This is a genomic window from Burkholderia sp. Se-20373 (assembly GCF_017104705.1).
In the GTDB taxonomy this organism is placed as follows: domain Bacteria; phylum Pseudomonadota; class Gammaproteobacteria; order Burkholderiales; family Burkholderiaceae; genus Burkholderia.
The window spans coordinates 1-18,665 of the sequence record NZ_JAAGPH010000049.1 but is presented as its reverse complement, the minus strand read 5'-3'; the positions used below and the strand labels follow the sequence as shown (position 1 = coordinate 18,665).

At 66.3% G+C, this 18,665-nt stretch carries 18 protein-coding genes, 2 tRNA genes and 1 pseudogene; 14 read left to right on the top strand and 7 right to left on the bottom strand.

What is annotated here, in order from left to right; all coding sequences use genetic code 11:
* Nucleotides 1-57: 57 nt before the first annotated feature.
* From G3N96_RS17900 to pncB, 3 genes are all read right to left on the bottom strand, one after another.
* Nucleotides 58-1,488, bottom strand: coding sequence for a sodium:proton antiporter (locus tag G3N96_RS17900; protein ID WP_124575976.1), 1,431 nt, complete (start codon nt 1,486-1,488; stop codon nt 58-60).
* 43 nt (nt 1,489-1,531) lie between these two features.
* Entirely contained in the window at nt 1,532-2,194 is a 663-nt protein-coding gene (locus G3N96_RS17895) for a lactate utilization protein C (RefSeq protein ID WP_089424833.1), read from the bottom strand.
* 88 nt (nt 2,195-2,282) lie between these two features.
* Nucleotides 2,283-3,482, bottom strand: coding sequence for a nicotinate phosphoribosyltransferase (gene pncB / locus G3N96_RS17890; RefSeq protein WP_089424832.1), 1,200 nt, complete (start codon nt 3,480-3,482; stop codon nt 2,283-2,285).
* A 322-nt stretch (nt 3,483-3,804) separates the two neighbouring features.
* Here pncB and fdxA point away from each other — a divergent pair, with 322 nt between their 5' ends.
* The 8 genes from fdxA (at nt 3,805) to G3N96_RS17850 (ending at nt 8,168) form a co-directional block, all read left to right on the top strand.
* Nucleotides 3,805-4,128 carry a ferredoxin FdxA gene (gene fdxA, locus G3N96_RS17885; protein ID WP_011351384.1) on the top strand — a complete coding sequence of 108 codons (324 nt, stop codon included), beginning with the start codon at nt 3,805-3,807 and terminating at the stop codon, nt 4,126-4,128.
* Nucleotides 4,129-4,231: 103 nt separating this feature from the next.
* Nucleotides 4,232-4,307: transfer RNA gene (locus tag G3N96_RS17880), tRNA-Asn, on the top strand.
* Between the two features lie 75 nt (nt 4,308-4,382).
* A tRNA-Asn gene (locus G3N96_RS17875) sits at nt 4,383-4,458 on the top strand.
* A 119-nt stretch (nt 4,459-4,577) separates the two neighbouring features.
* Nucleotides 4,578-5,063 (top strand): CreA family protein, encoded by a 486-nt coding sequence (locus G3N96_RS17870; protein ID WP_089455827.1) that lies wholly within the window; start codon nt 4,578-4,580, stop codon nt 5,061-5,063.
* Between the two features lie 62 nt (nt 5,064-5,125).
* Entirely contained in the window at nt 5,126-6,025 is a 900-nt protein-coding gene (locus tag G3N96_RS17865; protein ID WP_206137981.1) for an AraC family transcriptional regulator, read from the top strand.
* A gap of 93 nt (nt 6,026-6,118) precedes the next feature.
* On the top strand, nt 6,119-6,886 hold the full coding sequence (locus tag G3N96_RS17860; RefSeq protein WP_206137980.1) for an AzlC family ABC transporter permease: 768 nt from the start codon (nt 6,119-6,121) through the stop codon (nt 6,884-6,886).
* A complete protein-coding gene (locus G3N96_RS17855) occupies nt 6,883-7,221 on the top strand; it encodes an AzlD domain-containing protein (protein ID WP_089424828.1) in 339 nt (112 codons plus the stop codon). Before G3N96_RS17860 ends, G3N96_RS17855 begins: the two co-directional genes overlap by 4 nt.
* Before the next feature lie 161 nt (nt 7,222-7,382).
* Nucleotides 7,383-8,168 (top strand): DUF4088 family protein, encoded by a 786-nt coding sequence (locus tag G3N96_RS17850; RefSeq protein WP_206137979.1) that lies wholly within the window; start codon nt 7,383-7,385, stop codon nt 8,166-8,168.
* 76 nt (nt 8,169-8,244) lie between these two features.
* Here the strand turns inward: G3N96_RS17850 and G3N96_RS17845 are convergent, their stop codons facing one another.
* Complete coding sequence (locus G3N96_RS17845; RefSeq protein ID WP_206137978.1) at nt 8,245-8,640, bottom strand: hypothetical protein; 396 nt, start codon at nt 8,638-8,640, stop codon at nt 8,245-8,247.
* Nucleotides 8,641-8,910: 270 nt separating this feature from the next.
* On the opposite strand from G3N96_RS17845, the gene G3N96_RS17840 reads away from it, so the two are divergent.
* The 3 genes from G3N96_RS17840 (at nt 8,911) to fumC (ending at nt 12,203) form a co-directional block, all read left to right on the top strand.
* On the top strand, nt 8,911-9,129 hold the full coding sequence (locus G3N96_RS17840; protein WP_006486208.1) for an RNA-binding S4 domain-containing protein: 219 nt from the start codon (nt 8,911-8,913) through the stop codon (nt 9,127-9,129).
* A gap of 135 nt (nt 9,130-9,264) precedes the next feature.
* On the top strand, nt 9,265-10,653 hold the full coding sequence (norM, locus tag G3N96_RS17835) for a multidrug efflux MATE transporter NorM (protein ID WP_206137977.1): 1,389 nt from the start codon (nt 9,265-9,267) through the stop codon (nt 10,651-10,653).
* Nucleotides 10,654-10,808: 155 nt separating this feature from the next.
* Nucleotides 10,809-12,203 (top strand): class II fumarate hydratase, encoded by a 1,395-nt coding sequence (gene fumC, locus G3N96_RS17830; RefSeq protein WP_047850516.1) that lies wholly within the window; start codon nt 10,809-10,811, stop codon nt 12,201-12,203.
* 54 nt (nt 12,204-12,257) lie between these two features.
* Here fumC and G3N96_RS17825 read toward each other — a convergent pair whose 3' ends face one another.
* Together G3N96_RS17825 and G3N96_RS17820 are read right to left on the bottom strand one after the other, a co-directional pair.
* On the bottom strand, nt 12,258-12,770 hold the full coding sequence (locus G3N96_RS17825) for an acyl-CoA thioesterase (protein ID WP_124575984.1): 513 nt from the start codon (nt 12,768-12,770) through the stop codon (nt 12,258-12,260).
* A gap of 129 nt (nt 12,771-12,899) precedes the next feature.
* Nucleotides 12,900-13,040 (bottom strand): hypothetical protein, encoded by a 141-nt coding sequence (locus tag G3N96_RS17820; RefSeq protein WP_164991999.1) that lies wholly within the window; start codon nt 13,038-13,040, stop codon nt 12,900-12,902.
* A gap of 196 nt (nt 13,041-13,236) precedes the next feature.
* On the opposite strand from G3N96_RS17820, the gene G3N96_RS17815 reads away from it, so the two are divergent.
* Together G3N96_RS17815 and G3N96_RS17810 are read left to right on the top strand one after the other, a co-directional pair.
* Complete coding sequence (locus G3N96_RS17815; protein ID WP_206137976.1) at nt 13,237-13,944, top strand: helix-turn-helix transcriptional regulator; 708 nt, start codon at nt 13,237-13,239, stop codon at nt 13,942-13,944.
* Between the two features lie 162 nt (nt 13,945-14,106).
* Entirely contained in the window at nt 14,107-16,662 is a 2,556-nt protein-coding gene (locus G3N96_RS17810) for a DUF6600 domain-containing protein (RefSeq protein ID WP_206137998.1), read from the top strand.
* A gap of 101 nt (nt 16,663-16,763) precedes the next feature.
* Here G3N96_RS17810 and G3N96_RS17805 read toward each other — a convergent pair.
* Nucleotides 16,764-16,973 (bottom strand): annotated as a pseudogene (locus tag G3N96_RS17805) (thymidylate synthase); the annotation flags it as partial.
* A gap of 832 nt (nt 16,974-17,805) precedes the next feature.
* Here G3N96_RS17805 and G3N96_RS17800 point away from each other — a divergent pair.
* The gene (locus G3N96_RS17800) at nt 17,806-18,552 is read left to right on the top strand and encodes a hypothetical protein (protein WP_206137975.1); all 747 of its coding nucleotides are present in this window, start codon (nt 17,806-17,808) and stop codon (nt 18,550-18,552) included.
* The last annotated feature ends 113 nt before the right edge of the window (nt 18,553-18,665 follow it).

Here is an 18,665-nt window from a genome sequence, read left to right as displayed (position 1 = left end):
GATCGCGGCGCGCCATGCGCCACTGGAATCACCCGCTCCAGGTTGAAAATCGTCAGCTTACGCCGTGAAGAAGATCCACGACGTGAGCAGGAATACCGGTATCAGCACGACCAGCGCCCAGCCGAGATACGCGAAGAAGCTCGGCATCTTCACGCCGCGCGATTCGGCGATCGCCTTCACCATGAAGTTCGGCGCATTGCCGATATAGCTGTTCGCGCCCATGAACACCGCGCCCGCGGAAATCGCGGCGAGCGTCGACGCACCGGTCGTCATCAGCGACTGCGCATCGCCGCCCGCGAGGTTGAAGAACACGAGATAGGTCGGTGCGTTGTCGAGGAACGACGACAGGATGCCGGTCGCCCAGAAGTACATCGCGTCGATCGGCTTGCCGTCCGGCCCCGTGACGAGATGGACGATCTGCGCGAATGCGCCGTCGGCACCGGCGCGCAGGATCACGATCACCGGCGCGATCGTCACGAAGATTCCCGCGAACAGCTTCGCGACTTCCTCGATCGGCGCCCAGTTGAACGCGTTGCCCTCGCGCGCGGAACGCGGCGTCAGCGCGAGCGACGCGAGCGTCACGCCCACGAGCGCGACGTCGCGCACGAGGTTCTGCAACGCCACGTGCGTGCCCCACACGTCGAACGTGATGCCTGGCTTCCACACGCCGCTCATCAGCACCAGGCCGATCACGGCCGCGAGCAGCACGAAATTGATCTTGCCGTCGATCGACAGCCGGTCGCTGTCGGGCGTCGGGTCGAGCACGGCTGGCCGCTCCTCGCCGCCCTTCCGGTAGAAGTACGTATCGAGCGCGAAGAACAGCGTCAGCAGCACCGCGCAGATGAACAGCATCGGCAGTGCGAGGTGCGTGGTCGTCCAGAAGAAGCTCACGCCATTCAGGAAACCGAGGAACAGCGGCGGATCGCCGAGCGGCGACAGCGAGCCGCCCGCGTTCGCGACGAGGAAGATGAAGAAGATCACGACGTGCACGACATGCTTGCGGTTGTCGTTGGCGCGCAGCAGCGGCCGGATCAGCAGCATCGCCGCACCCGTCGTGCCCATCACGCTGGCGAGCAGCGTGCCGAGCGCGAGGATCGCGGTGTTCAGCTTCGGCGTGCCGTGCAGGTTGCCGTTCACGCAGATGCCGCCCGCGACCGTATAGAGCGCGGTGAGCAGCACGATGAAGGGGATATATTCCTCGAGCAGCGCATGCACGAGCGTGCCGAACGCGGTGCCCGCGCCGAACGCGAACGCGAACGGGACCAGGAACACGACCGCCCACCCGGCCGCGATCTTGCCGAAGTGGTGATGCCAGAACACGGGGGCGACGAGCGGGAACAGTGCGATGGACAGCAGGATCCCGGCGAACGGGATGCCCCAGAGAGCGGACAGCGTGGCACCGTCGAGCGTTGCGGCCGATGCAAGCGCGGGGATGGCGCCAAGCGCGATCGCCGACGCCATGCCCGCCCAGGCGGCATGTCGTTTCATGCAGAACTTCCTTGTTCGAGTGGTAGTGGATGCAGCGGGCGCGTCATGCGCCCCGTACGACGATCACGTGAACGCGGTACGGGCCGTGCGCGCCCAGTACGATGGTCTGCTCGATATCGCCCGTGCGCGACGGGCCCGACACAAAGTTGACCGCGCGCGGCAATTCGCCGCGCTCCGAGCGGATCAGCGCAAAGGCGTCTTCGTGACCGGCGACGATCCGCGACGCGGGAACGATCGCGATGTGCGTTTCCGGCAGCAGGCCGGCCGACGCATAGGTGTCCGGACCGGACAGCAGCACCAGCGAGCCCGTTTCGGCAGTCGCGCAAAAGCAGCCGGTGAGGCCGACCAGATCGCCGTCGCGCGGCTTGCGGCATTCGACCGACAGGCCTGCGCCCGCCCAGTCGAAATCGGCCAGCGTGCGCCACGCGACGGCCTGCGTCGGCAGGCCGTGAGCGCTAAGGTAGCGAGCCGCGGCGGCCGGTACGTCGGCAAGCGTCGCGACTTCGTCGACCGTCGTCGACAGGCGTACGGCTTCGTCGACGAATGCAGCGACCAGATCGGCCGGCGCCGGCGGGCGCGGGCCCTCCGGATGACGGGCGAGATAATCGGCAACGCCGTCGCGCTCGGCCGCATCGGGTTCGGCCGCACGCCCCTGCGCCGCGCGAATGCGCGCGAGGATCTGGCGACGGGCAGCGGAAGTGTCCATGAACGGTCCTCGTGACGTTGGCGGGCGATACCGTCGGATTATACCGGCCGCCCTCGCCGCCGCGCGGTTTTGGCCGTTCGGCCGACGCTTACTTCGACGCGTCTTCCTCGACCGGCTGCGCGATGCCGAACACCTGGCGCAGGTAGGCGAGATACGCCTTGTCGTCGCACATGCTCTTGCCCGGCGAATCCGACAGCTTCGCGACCGGCTGGCCGTTGCAGCGGACCATCTTGATCACGATCTGCAGCGGCACGTAGCCGAGATCGTTGGTGAGGTTCGTGCCGACGCCGAACGCGAGCTTGCAGCGGCCGCGGAAACGTTCGTACAACTGCATGACCTTCGGGATGTCGAGTGCGTCCGAGAACACGAGCACCTTGGTCCGCGGGTCGCAGCGGTTCATCTCGTAATGACGCAGCATCCGCTCGCCCCATTCGAACGGATCGCCCGAATCGTGGCGCGCGCCGTCGAACAGCTTGCAGAAGTACATGTCGAAGTCGTTCAGGAATGCATCCATCCCGTAGACGTCAGACAGCGCGATCCCGAGGTCGCCGCGGTATTCCTTCGCCCACATCTCGAAGCCGTAGATCTGCGAATCGCGCAGCCGCGGGCCGAGTGCCTGGCAGGCCTGCAGGTACTCGTGCGCCATCGTGCCGAGCGGCGTGATGCCGTGCTTCATCGCATACAGCACGTTGCTGGTGCCCGCGAACTGCGGGCCGAGGCCGTCGCGCAGCGTGAGCGCGACCTCCTCGTGCCAGACCTTCGAGAAGCGCCGGCGCGTGCCGTAGTCGGCGATCTTGCAGTCGGCGAATTCGGGCTTCGCACCGAGCAGCTTGATCTTCTCGCGCAGCCGCTCGCGGCCTTCGCGATAGTCGGGCTCGCGCTGGGTATTGCGGAAATACACCTCGTTGACGATCGCGAGCACCGGGATCTCGAACAGGATCGTGTGCAGCCACGGCCCCGTGATCTCGATGTCGATTTCACCGTTGCCCTTCGGCGACGGCGTGATCGAGATGTACTTCTCGTTGAGGTGGAACAGCGCGAGGAAGTCGACGAAATCGCTCTTGATGAAGCGCATCCGCCGCAGGTAGTCGAGTTCGACGTCGGAAAAACGCAGCGCGCACAGGCCGCGCACCTCGTCGCGGATCTCGTCGATGTACGGCACGAGATCGACGCCGGGCGTGCGGCACCGGAAACGGTATTCGACGCTTGCAGCGGGGAAGTGATGCAGGACGACCTGCATCATCGTGAACTTGTAGAGATCCGTGTCGAGCAGCGAAGTGATGATCATGATGACGGCAGCGCCAATATCGTGACCGGGCCCCGGCGCACCGCGCGCCGCCCGGTCTGTCGGCCATGTTACCCGAATGCGGGCCGGACCATCGTGAAACCGCCTGCCGCCCCCCGCTCCGGTCGCACTGCCCGTTCCGGCGTATCGGGCACGCACTGCCGCTGGGGTGTCCCTTCGGCGCCCCGTGGCGGGCCCCATAAACTAATCACGAAACGATATAAGCCGGATAGCCGACCACGCCATGCGGGTTTTGCGCTTCAGTTACAATGCCGGTTTTGGCGCAAACGCCACCCCATATATACCGCCAAGCAGGAGCGTTTTAATGACTCACGTTGTGACCGAAGGCTGCATCAAGTGCAAATACACGGACTGCGTGGATGTGTGCCCGGTGGATTGCTTCCGTGAAGGTCCCAACTTTCTCGCCATCGATCCGGACGAGTGCATCGACTGCGCCGTGTGCGTCGCCGAGTGCCCGACCAATGCGATCTATGCCGAAGAAGACGTTCCGGGCGACCAGCAGCAGTTCACCGCGCTGAACGCCGAGCTGGCGAAGGACTGGCCGTCGATCACGAAGACCAAGCCGGCACCCGCCGACGCGGACGAGTGGAAGGACGTGCAGGACAAGCTGCACCTGCTCGAGCGCTGATCGCGCAGCGGCCGCAGAAATTTTTTTGTGCGCCGCGGCTCAAAAGTATTGACGACCTGATCAACGCTCCATATAATCTCGTTTCTCTGCTGTTGTTGTTTGTTCCCCGATAGCTCAGTCGGTAGAGCGCCGGACTGTTAATCCGTAGGTCCCTGGTTCGAGCCCAGGTCGGGGAGCCAAAAACGCAAAGGCCCGTTGAAAGTGGACGGGCTTTTTGCTGGTAGACAAACACGCATGCAGATGTACCGATTTATTCCCCGATAGCTCAGTCGGTAGAGCGCCGGACTGTTAATCCGTAGGTCCCTGGTTCGAGCCCAGGTCGGGGAGCCAAATAGCGAAAGGCCCGTCATTCGACGGGCCTTTTGTTTTTCCGGCCTGCCATTCGGCTTTCATCGTCCGGTCGCGCGCATGCTAGAGTCACTGTCCCGCATTCGCATCCGGTTCCGTCGATGAAGCATCGCCTACTCCGCTCAGCCCCCTTCGCCCTCCTGCTTTCCGCGTTCGCCGCGGCGCCGCTCGCGCACGCGGAGGAAGTCGGCAGCGTCAACACCCATTTCCGCGTCACGGGCTCCGATCGCGTGGTCGTCGAGGCGTATGACGATCCGATCGTGAACGGCGTGACCTGCTACGTGTCGCGCGCCCGCACCGGCGGGATCAAGGGCACGCTCGGCGTCGCCGAGGATCCGAGCGAAGCGTCGATCGCATGCCGGCAGGTCGGCCCGATCAGCTTCAAGGAGCCGCTCAAGCAGCAGACCGACGTGTTCAGCGAGCGCATGTCGTTCATCTTCAAGACCCTGCACGTCGTGCGCGTGGTCGACACCAAGCGCAACACGATCGTCTACCTGACCTACAGCGACCGCATCGTGAGCGGCAGCCCGAAGAACGCCGTCACCGCGGTACCGATGCCGGCCGGCACGACGATTCCGGTCAAGTAAAGCCCGCGCCTGCCGGGCGCGCGAGCGATACACTGTCGATTCGACCGCTCCCGCGCCCGATCATGTCCGCCACCCGCCTTCCCGACTCCGCACGCTACTGGCGCACGCCGCTGCTGCCGGACGCGGACCTCCTCACGGCCACCTATCGCGATCATGCGTTCGCCCCCCACTGGCACGACGCGTACACGATCCCCGTGATTCTCGAAGGTGCGGAGCGCTTCACCTATCGCGGCAACGGCTATGTCGCCGAGACCGGCTCCGTGCCCGTCATCAATCCCGGCGAGGTGCATACGGGGTCGCGCGCGGCCGATGAAGGCTGGTGCTATCGCGTCAGCTACATTCCGGTCGACTTCATTCGCGAACTCACCTGTTCGATCGCCGGCCGCCCGCAGGACGCGCCGTGGTTTGCGCCCGACGTGATTCGCGACGCCGATCTTGCAGCCCGGCTCACGCTGGCGCACCGGATGATGGAGGCCGGCAGCGAACGCGCACTGACCTTGCAGACGCACGGGCAGCCGGCGCATGATCCGGCGAGCGGCGCACCGCGCGCCTACGATCCGCTCGCCGCCGAAACGGCGATGCTCGATGCGTTGTCGACGCTGATCGTGCGCCATGCCGACGCACAGCCGCGACCGGCGCCGCTCGCGGCGGACGAACCGCGCGTCGACGTCATGCGCGAGCGGCTTGCCGCCGACCTCGTGTGCACGGTGACGCTCGACGAAGTCGCGCAGGCGGCCGGCCTGTCGCCGTTCCATGCGGCGCGCTTGTTCACCCGCACGACCGGCATGCCGCCGCATGCGTGGCGCAACCAGTTACGCTTGCAGCGCGCGCTGGCGCCGCTGCGCGCGGGCGTGCCCGTCGCCGACGTCGCGGCGGCCAGCGGCTTCGTCGACCAAAGCCACTTCACCCGGCATTTCAAACGCATGTTCGGCGTGCCGCCCGGGCGCTGGCAGGCGAGTTGACGCGCAGCGTCCGCCCCGCCACCGCGATACCGCCCTCCCGCAAGCGCAAGAACATACAAGCCGGCACGCCCCCTGCTCGCTATCCTCCCGTTCATGGAGGAGCACCCTTTGAATCCGATACCCGCATCGCCTGCCCACCGCCCATTGAACGAATGGCTCGACGGTGCGCGCGACACGATCCCGATGATGATCGGCGCCGCCCCGTTCGGCGTGATTTTCGGCACGCTCGTGGGCGGCGGCCCGCTCGCCGCATGGCATGGCGCACTGATGTCGCTCGCCGTGTTCGCGGGCTCCGCGCAGTTCATCGCGCTCGGCCTGATCGCGGGCAGCGCGAGCTTCGTCGTCGTGCTCGCGACCACGCTGATCGTGAACCTGCGACACCTGTTGTACAGCGCGACGCTCGCGCCTTATGTCGCCCACCTGCCGCTGCGCTGGCGTGCGACGCTCGGCGCACTGATGACCGATGAGGTGTTCGCGGTCGCCTATGCGCACTACCGGCATTTCCCGCCGGGCGCGATCGGCCCCCACTACTTCTTCGGCTCGGGGCTCGCGATGTACCTGAACTGGCAGGTCTGGACGCTCGCGGGCATCGGCTTCGGCGCGGCATTCCCGGGCCTGCAGTCGCTCGGCCTCGACTTCGCGATGGCGGCGACCTTCATCGCGATCGTCGTCCCGCAACTCGGCACGCTGCGCTATTTCGCGGCGGCCGTGACGGCCGGCACGCTCGCCTACTTCTGGCAGGGCTGGCCGTACAAGCTGGGGCTGCTCGGCGCGGTCGCCGCCGGCGTCGCGGTCGGCGTCGCGCTCACGTTGCGGCACGAACGCACGCGCGCCGGCTCGCGCACGGAGGCTGCATCGTGAGCTACGCGCTGCTGATCCTCGGGATGGCCGTCATCACTTACGCGATCCGCTCGACGCTGTTCCTGTTCGGCGAGCGCCTGACCTTCCCGCCGCTCGTGCGAACCGCGCTCGGCTTCGTGCCCGTCACCGTGCTGACCGCGATCATCGTGCCGATGGTCGTCTCGCCGCACGGCGGCACCGCCGAGCTGACCTGGCGCAATCCACAGCTCGTCGGCGCGCTCGCCGCCGTGCTCGTGTCGGCCGCCACCCGCCGCCCGCTCGTGACGATCGCGGTGGGGCTCGCGGTATTCTTTTTCTGGCAAGGGGTCGTGCTGCCCCACTGGCTGCCCGCCTGAGCAAACGCTCGGTCGCGCGCGCTCAAGTTTCCGCCCGGCACGCCGATATAGGGAATGAATACCCGCCACCGGCCTCGGCGCGCACCGGTCAGTCGACGCTGCGCCCGTCCCGGTGCGCCGTGCCGGCCGCCGGCTTGCACGGGCCGCCATCGAGACGATTCATGGGCCAGATCACCCTTTCCCTCAAGGACGACACACTCGAGTCCCTACGCAAGGACTATGACGCGTTCGTCCGCGTGTCGCTGAAACTCGACCCGCAGTTCGCGACGCCGTCGTTCGAGGATTTCCTGCGCGCCAAGCTGCTCGACAACATGGTGCCGCTGACCGAACACGCAGTGCAGCGAATGCTGCAGGGCGGCCAGTACGCGTGGGCAAAACGCACGCTCGACAAGGAATTTCCGGACGTCGTCGCGATCCTGATGCGACAGGCCGGCGAATTCGGCTTCGGCTTCGCGTCGCGCTCCGAATGGACCCCCGACGAACTCGCGAAGGCTTGCCGCGACTGGGCGAAAGCGATCGTCGCCGAAGCGCAGGCCGACCCGTCGCTGATCGATCCGCTCGCCTCGCAGATCAAGGGGGCCGCGCAAGACATCCAGACGCTCGAGGAACTGATGCAGACGCCTGCCTGGCGGCTCGCGGAATCGCTGCGACAACGGGTCTACGAGGCCAAGCTCGCATGCGAGATGAGCGTCGGCAGCACCGCGCGCGACAAGCTCGGCGAACTGCGCGGGCTGCTGCGGCTCGGGCTCGCGCACGGCTCGTTCCAGAAGCAGGAAGCGCAGCAGATCATGGAGTACCTGCGGCTGCTGAAGCCGGAGATCTTCGTCGAGGAACCGTACGACGTCTTCGCCCGGCTCGCCGCGTGGCTGCGCAACGTATTCACCCCGACGGCGGCGCGTCCGGCGCAGGGTCAGCCGGGCCAAGGGCAAAGCCAACGGCGGCCGTAACGGCGCGCCGATCGTATCGACAAATGAAAGCAGCCCGGTTCGCGCCACGCGAACCGGGCCGTCGGATGGCCGCCCCTTACTGCGTGGCGCCCTGGGCCGATGCACCGCCCTCGGCGCCGACCGACGCACCGCCTTCGGTTGCTTCGCCGGCCTTCGCCTTGGCCGAGCCGGCATGGCTCTTGGCCGACTTCGCGGCATGCTTCGTATGCTTCTTGGCCGAATGGACGGCCGACGACGTCGAGTCCTTCGCGCCATCGGCTGCCGCGCCGACTGCATCGGTTGCACCGCCGGCCGCATTGCCCGACGCATTCGCGCCTGCACCGCCCTGCATGCCGGCACCGGCCGCCGGCGTCTGCGCCTGTACGCCGGCACCGGCTGCACCCTGCACCGCCGCACCCGTCTGGGCAAATGCGGCCGAAGTGGCGAACGCCGTCAACGCGGCACCGATCAGCATCGTACGAATCTTGGACATGGCAATTCTCCTCAGGAAGTTGTGCGCCCGAACCGCAGCGATGCGATCCGTTGCGTCCCCCGCCACAACACGCAGCAGGTACGACAGAAGACCCGCGGCCCGCGCGGCCGGTTCTCGAATCTCTCAGACTGTTACCCACCGTTTCATTTGCTGACGAATGGCTCACACTCCCTAACAACTGCGTGCCGCAGCCGGCCGCGCTCGCGCGCCGGCCCGCGGTGCCGTATGATGCGAGGCGATTCCTCCCGCGCTTTGCGCACCTTCTTCGTCATGCCCAATCTGGATTTCACGCTGACCGGCGAATACGTCGAGCTGCACAACCTCCTCAAGATCACCGGCCTCGCGGACAGCGGCGGCACCGCGAAGCTGATCGTCGCGTCCGGCGCGGTGAAAGTCGACGGCGCGGTCGAACTCCGCAAGACCTGCAAGATCCGCGCGGGCCAGGTCGTCCTGCTCGGCGACACGCGCATTGCCGTGCGCGAAGCCTAGGGCCGACGGTTCCCCCTGCCTGCGACATGGCCATCGGCGCGCGCGTTCGACACCGTTCGAATAAAGCCGTAAGCTAGCCGTCTCTCAAAATAAATACATATAGCGCGGGCCCGCACCCGCGCGAGCGCCCATTCCATGTCGCATTCCGGTCTCACACGGACGGCCGCCGCACCGCCGTCCCTGTCCAGTCATGCCGCCGATACCGCGCGCCTTGCCGCGCCGCTCGCGATCGCGCAGCTCTCGCAGATGGCGATGAGCGTCACCGACACGGTGCTGCTCGGCTCGCTCGGCCCCGATTCGCTCGCGGCGGGCGGGCTCGGCGCGAACTTCTTCTTCGTCATCGTGACCGTGCTGCAAGGCGTGCTGTCGTCGGTCAGCGTCAGCGTCGCGCATGCGCGCGGCGCCAAGGCCGACGAGCGCGTCCCGCACATCTACTGGACCGGCTTCGCGCTGTCCGTGCTGCTCGCGATTCCGGCCATCATCGCGCTGTCGCTGTCCGAACCGATCCTGCTGATGTTCCACGAGCCGCCGTTGCTCGCCCATCACGTCGGCGAATACACGGGCATCCTGCGCTTCGCCGCGCTCGGCAGCCTGATCGGCGTCGGGCTGATGCGCGCGTTCCTGCCGGCGATCGGCGCGGCGCGCCGGCTGCTGTGGGTGTCGATCGGCGGCGTCGGCGTGAACGGCGTGCTGAACTACGGGCTGATCCACGGCGCGTTCGGGCTGCCGCGCCTGGGTTTCCTCGGTTCAGCGGTCGCGACGACGATCACGATCTGGCTCACCGCATTCGCCCTGATCTGGCTGCTGCACGGCCGGCAGCGCTTCCGTCATTTCGTCACGGCCGCCCGCCCGAAGCTGCCGATGATGGGCGAGCTGATCGGCATCGGCTGGCCCGTCGCGATCACGTATGGGGTCGAGTCGACGCTGTTTCTCGCGACCGGCCTGACGATCGGCGTGCTCGGCGCGACGTCGCTGGCCGCACACCAGATCGCGCTGAACGTCGCGTCGGTGGCGTTCATGGTGCCGCTCGCGATCGGCCAGGCCGCCAACGTGCGGGTCGGTTACTGGGTCGGCGCAGGGGCGCCCGTCGCCGCGCGGCATGCCGGCTTCGTCGCGCTCGGCCTCGGTGTCGCGTTCATGACGCTGTCGGGCATCGTGCTGATCGTCGCGCCGCATGCGATCGTCGGCCTGTACCTGAACCTCGACGATCCGGCCAACGCGGCCACCGTGTCGCTCGCCGCGTCGCTGCTCGGCATCGCCGCGGTGTTCCAGATCGTCGACGGCGCGCAGACCGTCGCGTCGGGTGCGCTGCGCGGTCTGAAGGACACGCGCATCCCGATGCTCGCGGCCACCCTCGGCTACTGGGGCATCGGTTTTCCGACCGGCTACTGGTTCGCGTTCCATGTGGGCCTCGGCGCCCGCGGCCTCTGGTGGGGCCTCGCGGCCGGACTCGCCAGCGTGGCCGTGCTGATGGCGTGGCGCTTTCATCTGAAAAGCGCGTCGCTCGTGACGTCGCCGCGCTGAACGCGACAAGACGCGAAATCCGGGCCGGCGCTATGCTTGTCGGCTGAAGATCTCAAGACGCCGCGCAAGCGGCGCAACTGCCTCACGATACGTCTGATTACGTCTGATGCCGCGCGACCACGCGCGGCCTTTCCCCTTTTCTGGAGGAGTGGATCATGAACGAAGCAGTTCGGATGGAACGCGATACGTTCGGCGAGATCGCCGTGCCGGCCGACCGGCTCTGGGGCGCGCAGACCGAGCGCTCGCTGCAGAATTTCCGGATCTCGACCGAGAAGCAGTCGCCCGAGCTGATCCACGCGCTCGCGATCGTCAAGCGCGCCGCGGCGGCCGTGAACCAGTCGCTCGGCGTGCTGGCCGACGACAAGGCGCGCGCGATCATCGACGCTGCCGACGAGATCATCGCCGGCAAGCATCCGCGCGAATTCCCGCTCGCCGTGTGGCAGACGGGCTCCGGCACGCAGACCAACATGAACCTCAACGAGGTGATCGCGAATCGCGCGAGCGAACTGATGGGCGGCGAGCGCGGCGAAGCGCGCAAGGTTCATCCGAACGACGACGTGAACCGCGGCCAGTCGTCGAACGACGTCTTCCCGACCGCGATGCACGTCGCGGCCGCGTACGCGATCGTCAACCACCTGCTGCCCGCGCTGCGCACGCTGCGCACGACGCTCGATGCGAAGTCGAAGGCGTTCGCCGACATCGTGAAGATCGGCCGCACGCACCTGCAGGACGCGACGCCGCTCACGCTCGGCCAGGAGTTTTCCGGTTACGTCGCGCAGCTCGACCAGGGCATCCGTCACGTCGAATCGGCGTTGCCGCACCTGTACGAACTCGCGCTCGGCGGCACCGCGGTCGGTACGGGGCTGAACGCGCATCCGGAGTTCGCGGTGCGCGTCGCCGATGAAATCGGACGGCTCGCGAAGCTGCCGTTCGTGACGGCGCCGAGCAAGTTCGAGGTAATGGCAGCGGCCGACGCGCTGGTGTTCGCTCACGGCGCGCTGAAAACGGTCGCGGCCGGGCTGATGAAGATCGCGAACGATGTCCGCTGGCTCGCGAGCGGGCCGCGCTGCGGGCTCGGCGAACTGTCGATTCCTGAAAACGAGCCGGGCAGCTCGATCATGCCGGGCAAGGTGAACCCGACGCAGTCCGAAGCCGTGACGATGCTGTGCTGCCAGGTGTTCGGCAACGACGTCGCGGTCAACGTCGGTGGCGCGAGCGGCAATTTCGAGCTGAACGTGTTCCGGCCGATGATCGCGCACAACGTGCTGCAGTCGGTGCGGCTGCTCGCCGACGGCGCGCAGAGCTTCAACGACCACTGCGCGGTGGGCATCGAGCCGAACCGCTCGCGGATCGACCTGCTGCTGAACGAATCGCTGATGCTGGTGACGGCGCTCAATCCGCACATCGGCTACGACAAGTCGGCGCAGATCGCGAAGAAAGCGCACAAGGAAGGCACGACGCTGAAGGCGGCCGCGCTCGCGCTCGGCTACCTGACCGAGGCGGAATTCGATGCGTGGGTACGTCCCGAGCAGATGATCGGGTCGCAGTAACGGCAGGAAGAGGCAGGATGGCGGGCGCGGCGCGATGCGCGGCGCCCGCGGCGGTCAGACCGCGCCCTTCGCGACTTCTTCCGGTTTCATCTCGACGATCTTGTCGAGCGCGGCCCGCACGTCGGCCGCATATTTCGCGAGCACCTTCTGCTCGTCGGTCTCGGGCACGAACGGCGGCACCGGCACCGGGTTGCCGTTTTCGTCGACCGCGACGAACACGACGAGGCAATCGGTCGTCTGGCGCAGCATGCCGCCCTTCGGATCGCCGGCATGCACGGACACATGGATGTGCATGCTGGTGCGGCCCGTCGCGACGACGCGCGCCTTCAGCTCGACCAGATTGCCGACCATGATCGGACGCTGGAAACGGATGTTGCCGACGCTGACCGTCACGCAATAGCGGCTCGACCAGACGGCCGCGCATGCATACGCGACCTCGTCGATCCACTTCATCAGCGCGCCGCCGTGCACCTTGCCGCCGAAGTTCACGGACGACGGCTCGGCGAGGAAGCGGAATACGGTTTCGGTGCGGTCGAGGGCGGCCGGTACGGCGGACGGTTGGGACATCTTGTTGGCTCCAGGCGGCAGGGGCGCTGTAATCGGGCCATTATACGTTGCACTGCGGCAACGCGTCGCGGGGCGCCCCGTGTGGCGCGGCTTCCGGCGATGGGCCCAGCGCGCGCACGACCGCCTCGGTCAGCGGCGCACCGTGATGCCCTGATCGATCGTTCCGTACATCTCGATGCTGCCGCCGCGCTCGCCGGACGCGCCCGCACCACCCTGCGCACAGGCCGCGCAGACGAGCGCGGCCGCCAGCAAACAGAAAATCGTCTTCATCATTGCATCGTGTCACGTGCGGCCGCCCGCTGCGGCCGCTTTCGGCCATTCTACGCGCGCCCCGCAAGCGGCCGCGGCCCGGGTCCGCCGCATCGCCGACGCCCGAGCCAGTGCATCCGACATTTCAGCCAAAAGCGAAACATCGAATGCGCGCGCCCACTACACTGAAGGTCATCCCGCCTGACGAGACACGACGATGACTGACCCAGACGACCATCACTTTCCGGGCCTGAGCCGCATCGGCTCGCTGATCGCCGACCCGGGGCGCGCCGCGATGCTGTGGGTGCTGATGGACGGCAGCGCGCGACCGGCAGGCGAGCTGACGATGATCGCGGGGCTGTCGCCGTCCGCCGCAAGCGCCCATCTCGCGCGCTTGACCGAGGGCGGCCTGCTCGCGCTCGACGTGCGTGGCCGGCACCGCTACTACCGCATCGCATCGGCCGACATCGCCGCATCGCTCGAGGCGCTCGCGAACGTCGCCCGCGCAGCCGCGCCGCATCGCCCGGTACCGGCGCCGTCCCGCACGGTCCCGGCCGAGTTGCGCTATGCGCGCACCTGCTACGACCACATGGCCGGCGAACTCGCGGTGCGCATCTTCGACGGTCTCACCGCGCGCGGCTGGCTGCTTGCCGACGGCGATGCGATCGAAACCACCGAGCTCGGCACCCAGGCGCTCGCGCAATGGGGCATCGACGTCGCGCAGCAGCGCACGCGCCGGCGCCGCTTCGCATGCGGCTGCCTCGACTGGAGCGAACGGCGCTCGCATCTCGGCGGCGCACTCGGTGCGGCGCTGCTCGAGCGCTTCTGCGCGCACGGCTGGATCGAGCGCGCCGCACGGCCGCGCGTGCTGCGCGTCACAGTGCCCGGACAGCAGATTTTCGACGAGTGGCTTACGTCCGCTTGACGCCTGGATTGCGTCTGCACGACAACGGCGCGCGATCGACAGGTTTTGTTACATCGCGTGCCATTCGACTTACAAAACACCGAGCATTGAAACAGGCCGAGCGGATATTGTGAACTCAACGGCACGAATCGACGCGCCGCGACAATGACGAAGACGCTCACCATGGCCACCCTGTTCACGCTCAAGCGAACCGCCCGCTGCACGCTGGTCGCGTTCGTCGCGCTTGCGGCACTGCCCCCCGCATTCGCGCAATCGGCCGGCGCGCCGCCCTATGCGGCCGCCGCACGGCAACCGGGCGGCGATCCACCCAGCCGTGTCGCGCGGCTCAATTATCTGTCGGGCGCCGTGACGACCGAACCGGCCGGCACCGATACGTGGTCGTACGCCGCCGTGAACCGGCCGCTGACGACCGGCGACCAGCTCTGGAACGATGCCGGTGCGCGCTCGGAACTGCATATCGGCTCGACCGCGGTGCGGCTCGGTGAATCGACGAGTCTGTCGGTGCTGAACCTGGACGACACGACGACTCAGCTGAAAGTGGGGCTCGGCACCGTATCGACGCACGTGCGCGATCTGCCGGCCGGCGGATCGTACGAAATCGACACGCCTAATCTCGCGCTCGGCATCACGGGCCCCGGCGACTATCGCGTCGACGTCGCGCCGAACGGTGCGAGCACGACGGTCACGGTGCGCAGCGGCAGTGCGACTGTCTACGGCAGCAACGGCCAGTACCCGCTGTCGCCCGGGCAGCAGGTCGTGTTCACGGGCACCGACCTGCAGGTCGCGCAGCAATCCGCCGCCCCGGGCCCCGATCCGCTCGACCAGTGGGCCGCCAGCCGCGACGCGGCCGAGGAGCGCTCGGTATCGGCCCGCTATGTGTCCCGCGACATCCCCGGCTACCAGGATCTCGACGCGAACGGCACGTGGCGCGAAACCCCGAACTACGGCCAGGTCTGGGTGCCGAACGACACGCCGGCCGACTGGGCGCCGTATCACGACGGCCACTGGATCTGGCAGGCACCGTGGGGCTGGACGTGGGTCGACGACGCGCCGTGGGGTTTCGCACCGTATCACTACGGCCGCTGGGCATACGTGGACGATAGCTGGGCCTGGGTACCGGGCCCGCTGGTCGTCAGCCAGCCGCCGGCCTATGCGCCGGCACTCGTCGCGTTCGTCGGCGGTGGCGGCGGCCCCGACTGGAGTGTCGCGCTCACGGTGGGTGGCGTCGCCGCGGCCGGCTGCGCGTGGTTCGCGCTCGGCCCGGGCGAACCGTGGCATCCGGGCTGGGGCGGCTGGAGCCCGCACTACTACGACCGCGTGAACCGCAACGTCGTGGTGAACAACGTCAACGTGAACAAGACCGTGAACGTGACGAACATCACCAATGTCACCAACATCAACAAGACGTACGTGAACTTCCGCGCGCCGCACGCGATCACTGCCGTACCGGCCTCCGCGTTCGTGCACGGCCAGCCGGTCGCGCACTTCTCGCAGCACATCGATCCGCAACAATGGCGCAACGCGCACGTCACGCCGGGGACACCGGGCATTGCACCGGTGCGCCAGAGCTTCACGGGCGGGCTGCGCAACGCGAGCTACCGTCCGCCTGCCGCGATTGCCCAGCACCCGTACGTCGCGACGCGCAATCCCGCCGTGCCGGCCGCGTATCGCGATCAGGCGGCGGCCCACCTCGCGCAGCAAGGCGGGCGCGTACCGGGTGCCGGCGCACCTGTCGTGAAGACGAACGTGCCGGCCGACTATACGGCTCGCCCGGTCCGCATTCCGGGCAAGCCGGACGGCGGCGCATGGGCGATGCGCAACGTGCAGCTCGTGAATCCGCACGGCCCCGTCGTGCAACCGGCTCGCGCGCCTCGCGAAGGCCAGCCGGCCGCCGTGCAGGCCGGGCGGCCTGGCACACCGATGCCGGGCATGCCGATGCCGGGCATGCCGAATGTCGCGCGGCCGGCGAACGGCGAAACCCCCAACGCAGCGCATTTCGCCAACGGCGGCATGCCGCAGGCGCCCGGCAACCCGGTGCCGCATCAGGCATTCGGCCCCGGTAACGGCGTCCCGCATCCGCCGGTCGCGAACAACGGTCCGGCGGGCATCGGCAATGCACACGCGGCCGAAACGCCGTCACCCGCGTGGATGCAGCCGCACACGCCGATGGAGCGTCAACGCCCTGCGCCGCCGACCGCGCTTCACGCGGCGGGACAGAATGCGCTGCCGCCCGTGCGAAGCGCGGCGGTACCACATCCTGGAGGCGCGCCCACTCCGCAGGGCGCGCAGCCCGGCAGCCGGAACGAAGCGCCCCGCGCCCTGCCCCAACCGCGGCTCGACAACACCGCGCAGATTCCGCAGCCGCGTCCGCGCCCCGATTTCCAGTCGCCGGCCCAGCATGGGCAATCGCAACCGGAACGGGCGGCACCTGCGCCGCAACCGCACGCCGAATTCGCACAACCGGCGCCGCATCGCGAAGTCGCGCCGCCCCGTGTGAACGAGTACCGTCCGCCGGCCCCCGTCGTGCATGACATGCCGCGCCCGCAACCGCAGGCGCCGCGCATGGAGCCTCGGCCGCAGCCTGCGCCACGCATGGAACCGCGTCCGTCGATGCCCGCACCGCGCATGGAACCGCGGCCGCAACCGGCGCCGCACGTCGAGGCGCCTCATCCGAGCAACCCGCCGCCAGGCGGTCACGAAGAGCGGCATCGCCAGTAAGCGCCGCAAACGTGAAACAAAAAGGCCCGACCGGGATCAACCGGTCGGGCCATTTTCCACGGGACGCGGATCAATGCATCCGCGCGGCCCGGGCAGCTCGATCAGACCGCCATCGGTGCGGTCAGCGGCTCATGGTGGCGGTAGCCGACGAGCGAGAAATCGGACGGTTCGATCAGTTCCAGCCACTCGGGCGCGTAGACGCCCGTCTTCGCGTATTCCGGCACGCGCTCGGCAATCTCGAGCCGCGGGCTGTCGTAAGGCTCGCGCGTGAGCTGGCGCTGCAGCATGTCGAGCTGGTTCTCGTAGATGTGTTTACCGAACCAAAACATAAGTACCATCTTTGACCGTTTTCCTCGACTTCGCAGGTAGAAACACCGCACTAGCCAGCTTGTTTTTCGGAACCATTTTTTTTGGCCATTTCACCAGTCGCTATTCGCCGGAGGGCGACTCGAGCCGCCATCTCAGGGTAAGGTCGAACTTTAAAGAGCAGTTTACGCAGGCGGCAACCGCACTCGCTCCGAACCTTGCTCTAACAAAGCAGGGGGAGCTACATAACCGCGTTAAGGCCGGTGACTCTCCTTGCGGCTAAGAGTCAAGACTCTCAACCTCACTCCGCTCCCCTTCACCATCTCATCCGGCACAGGTGCCGTGGCCAGTAGGTCAACGTTGCCCGAACGTGTTTTCCACATCCCCCGAACTTCTCATTCCCTCACAAGCTTCGTACTGAATATAGAAACGCGTCGAACTTCACCGCTTTACACTTGCTAATCAAACCAACACTAATTGAAAAGCCCACCTCATTAAGTAAAAACAATTTGCACAACGAAATCAAAAACGCAATCCTAGCGAACACATTGGAATGATGAAAACTTTTTAGGATTAGCCCTCCAAACCCCTCAAAGTCGAAAATTGAATCATGCTTGGTGACCAAATTAACAGCGTTAACTTTTTGGCGGCGCCCGTACAGCCCCAAAGCTCCCCGAGCAACGTGATACTTTGTAGGCAAAATATTTGGTCGATGAATGGATAACAAACTGTCACACGAGCATCCGAACGCACAACAACAAGTGGTATGTCACGACGTTGGGGGACCCCGTTTCGGATGTCGATTCACCACATCGGAATTCAAAGAGTGACGCCGCAATGGAAGCACAGTTTGTGATAGTGGAGAACAGCGATTCGCCTGTTGTCGTGCTTTCAAGCGGTGACACGCTGGATTTGTCGCTTGCCAAAAGCACCTATCCGATTTACAGCGTCGTTGATTCGCATGGGGCAGTTATAGAAAGCATGCATCAATGGTTGCGGTCGTTGCGCGCTGAAGCCGGGTTGTCCATTGGCTGGGGAACCATTGTGCTATATGGCCGCATCCTTTCGTATCTTGCTCGCTGGATAGAAAGTGCCCAGTTATATCCGAGTCTCAGCATTGACGAACAGCTAGTGCTTCTCAATCGTCGAGACCTCGCCGCGTGGCTGGACTACATGAAAGAGCGCGGCGCGGGAAGCCACAGCACCCTGCACACACGGGAGGCCTGCGTAAAAGGCCTTCTCGAGTGGCTAACAACGAAAGAAGCGGGAAGATTGAGAGATTCTGATAATTCACCTTACGGACGTGACAACAGTCTTCGGTATATCGTCGCCCGCCCAAACGCACGCAGCCCCAAATTTGTGTCGGCTGAAATTGTTGTCGAATTATTGAATGGAATGCACAACGAATGTGAGCGGTGCATGTTCCATGCACAGTACGACATGGGATTGAGAATCATTGAGATGACAAAGCTCACCGCCGGCGATATCCCGGACGATACGATGTACAACCCTGCTTTTGAGTTCATCCCAGTCTGTGCGAAGCGCGTTAAGGGCCGGGGCGGCCAGAGCCGGACCTATCCGTGATTTCGTGGGCGAGGCATATCATGAGGTGTAAAGGCCATGGATATGCCGATGAAGAAAAAGAGACAAACTGTAGCGCGTCAGGCAGCGGCCCGAGGGCCGCTGCCTGAACTGCC

Bases quoted from the DNA above. Each gene is read 5' to 3' on its own strand.
- G3N96_RS17900 (WP_124575976.1), bottom strand. From the start codon at position 1,488: ATGAAACGACATGCCGCCTGGGCGGGCATGGCGTCGGCGATCGCGCTT.
- G3N96_RS17895 (WP_089424833.1), bottom strand. From the start codon at position 2,194: ATGGACACTTCCGCTGCCCGTCGCCAGATCCTCGCGCGCATTCGCGCG.
- pncB (WP_089424832.1), bottom strand. From the start codon at position 3,482: ATGATCATCACTTCGCTGCTCGACACGGATCTCTACAAGTTCACGATG.
- fdxA (WP_011351384.1), top strand. From the start codon at position 3,805: ATGACTCACGTTGTGACCGAAGGCTGCATCAAGTGCAAATACACGGAC.
- G3N96_RS17870 (WP_089455827.1), top strand. From the start codon at position 4,578: ATGAAGCATCGCCTACTCCGCTCAGCCCCCTTCGCCCTCCTGCTTTCC.
- G3N96_RS17865 (WP_206137981.1), top strand. From the start codon at position 5,126: ATGTCCGCCACCCGCCTTCCCGACTCCGCACGCTACTGGCGCACGCCG.
- G3N96_RS17860 (WP_206137980.1), top strand. From the start codon at position 6,119: ATGGAGGAGCACCCTTTGAATCCGATACCCGCATCGCCTGCCCACCGC.
- G3N96_RS17850 (WP_206137979.1), top strand. From the start codon at position 7,383: ATGGGCCAGATCACCCTTTCCCTCAAGGACGACACACTCGAGTCCCTA.
- G3N96_RS17845 (WP_206137978.1), bottom strand. From the start codon at position 8,640: ATGTCCAAGATTCGTACGATGCTGATCGGTGCCGCGTTGACGGCGTTC.
- G3N96_RS17840 (WP_006486208.1), top strand. From the start codon at position 8,911: ATGCCCAATCTGGATTTCACGCTGACCGGCGAATACGTCGAGCTGCAC.
- norM (WP_206137977.1), top strand. From the start codon at position 9,265: ATGTCGCATTCCGGTCTCACACGGACGGCCGCCGCACCGCCGTCCCTG.
- fumC (WP_047850516.1), top strand. From the start codon at position 10,809: ATGAACGAAGCAGTTCGGATGGAACGCGATACGTTCGGCGAGATCGCC.
- G3N96_RS17825 (WP_124575984.1), bottom strand. From the start codon at position 12,770: ATGTCCCAACCGTCCGCCGTACCGGCCGCCCTCGACCGCACCGAAACC.
- G3N96_RS17820 (WP_164991999.1), bottom strand. From the start codon at position 13,040: ATGAAGACGATTTTCTGTTTGCTGGCGGCCGCGCTCGTCTGCGCGGCC.
- G3N96_RS17815 (WP_206137976.1), top strand. From the start codon at position 13,237: ATGACTGACCCAGACGACCATCACTTTCCGGGCCTGAGCCGCATCGGC.
- G3N96_RS17810 (WP_206137998.1), top strand. From the start codon at position 14,107: ATGGCCACCCTGTTCACGCTCAAGCGAACCGCCCGCTGCACGCTGGTC.
- G3N96_RS17800 (WP_206137975.1), top strand. From the start codon at position 17,806: ATGGAAGCACAGTTTGTGATAGTGGAGAACAGCGATTCGCCTGTTGTC.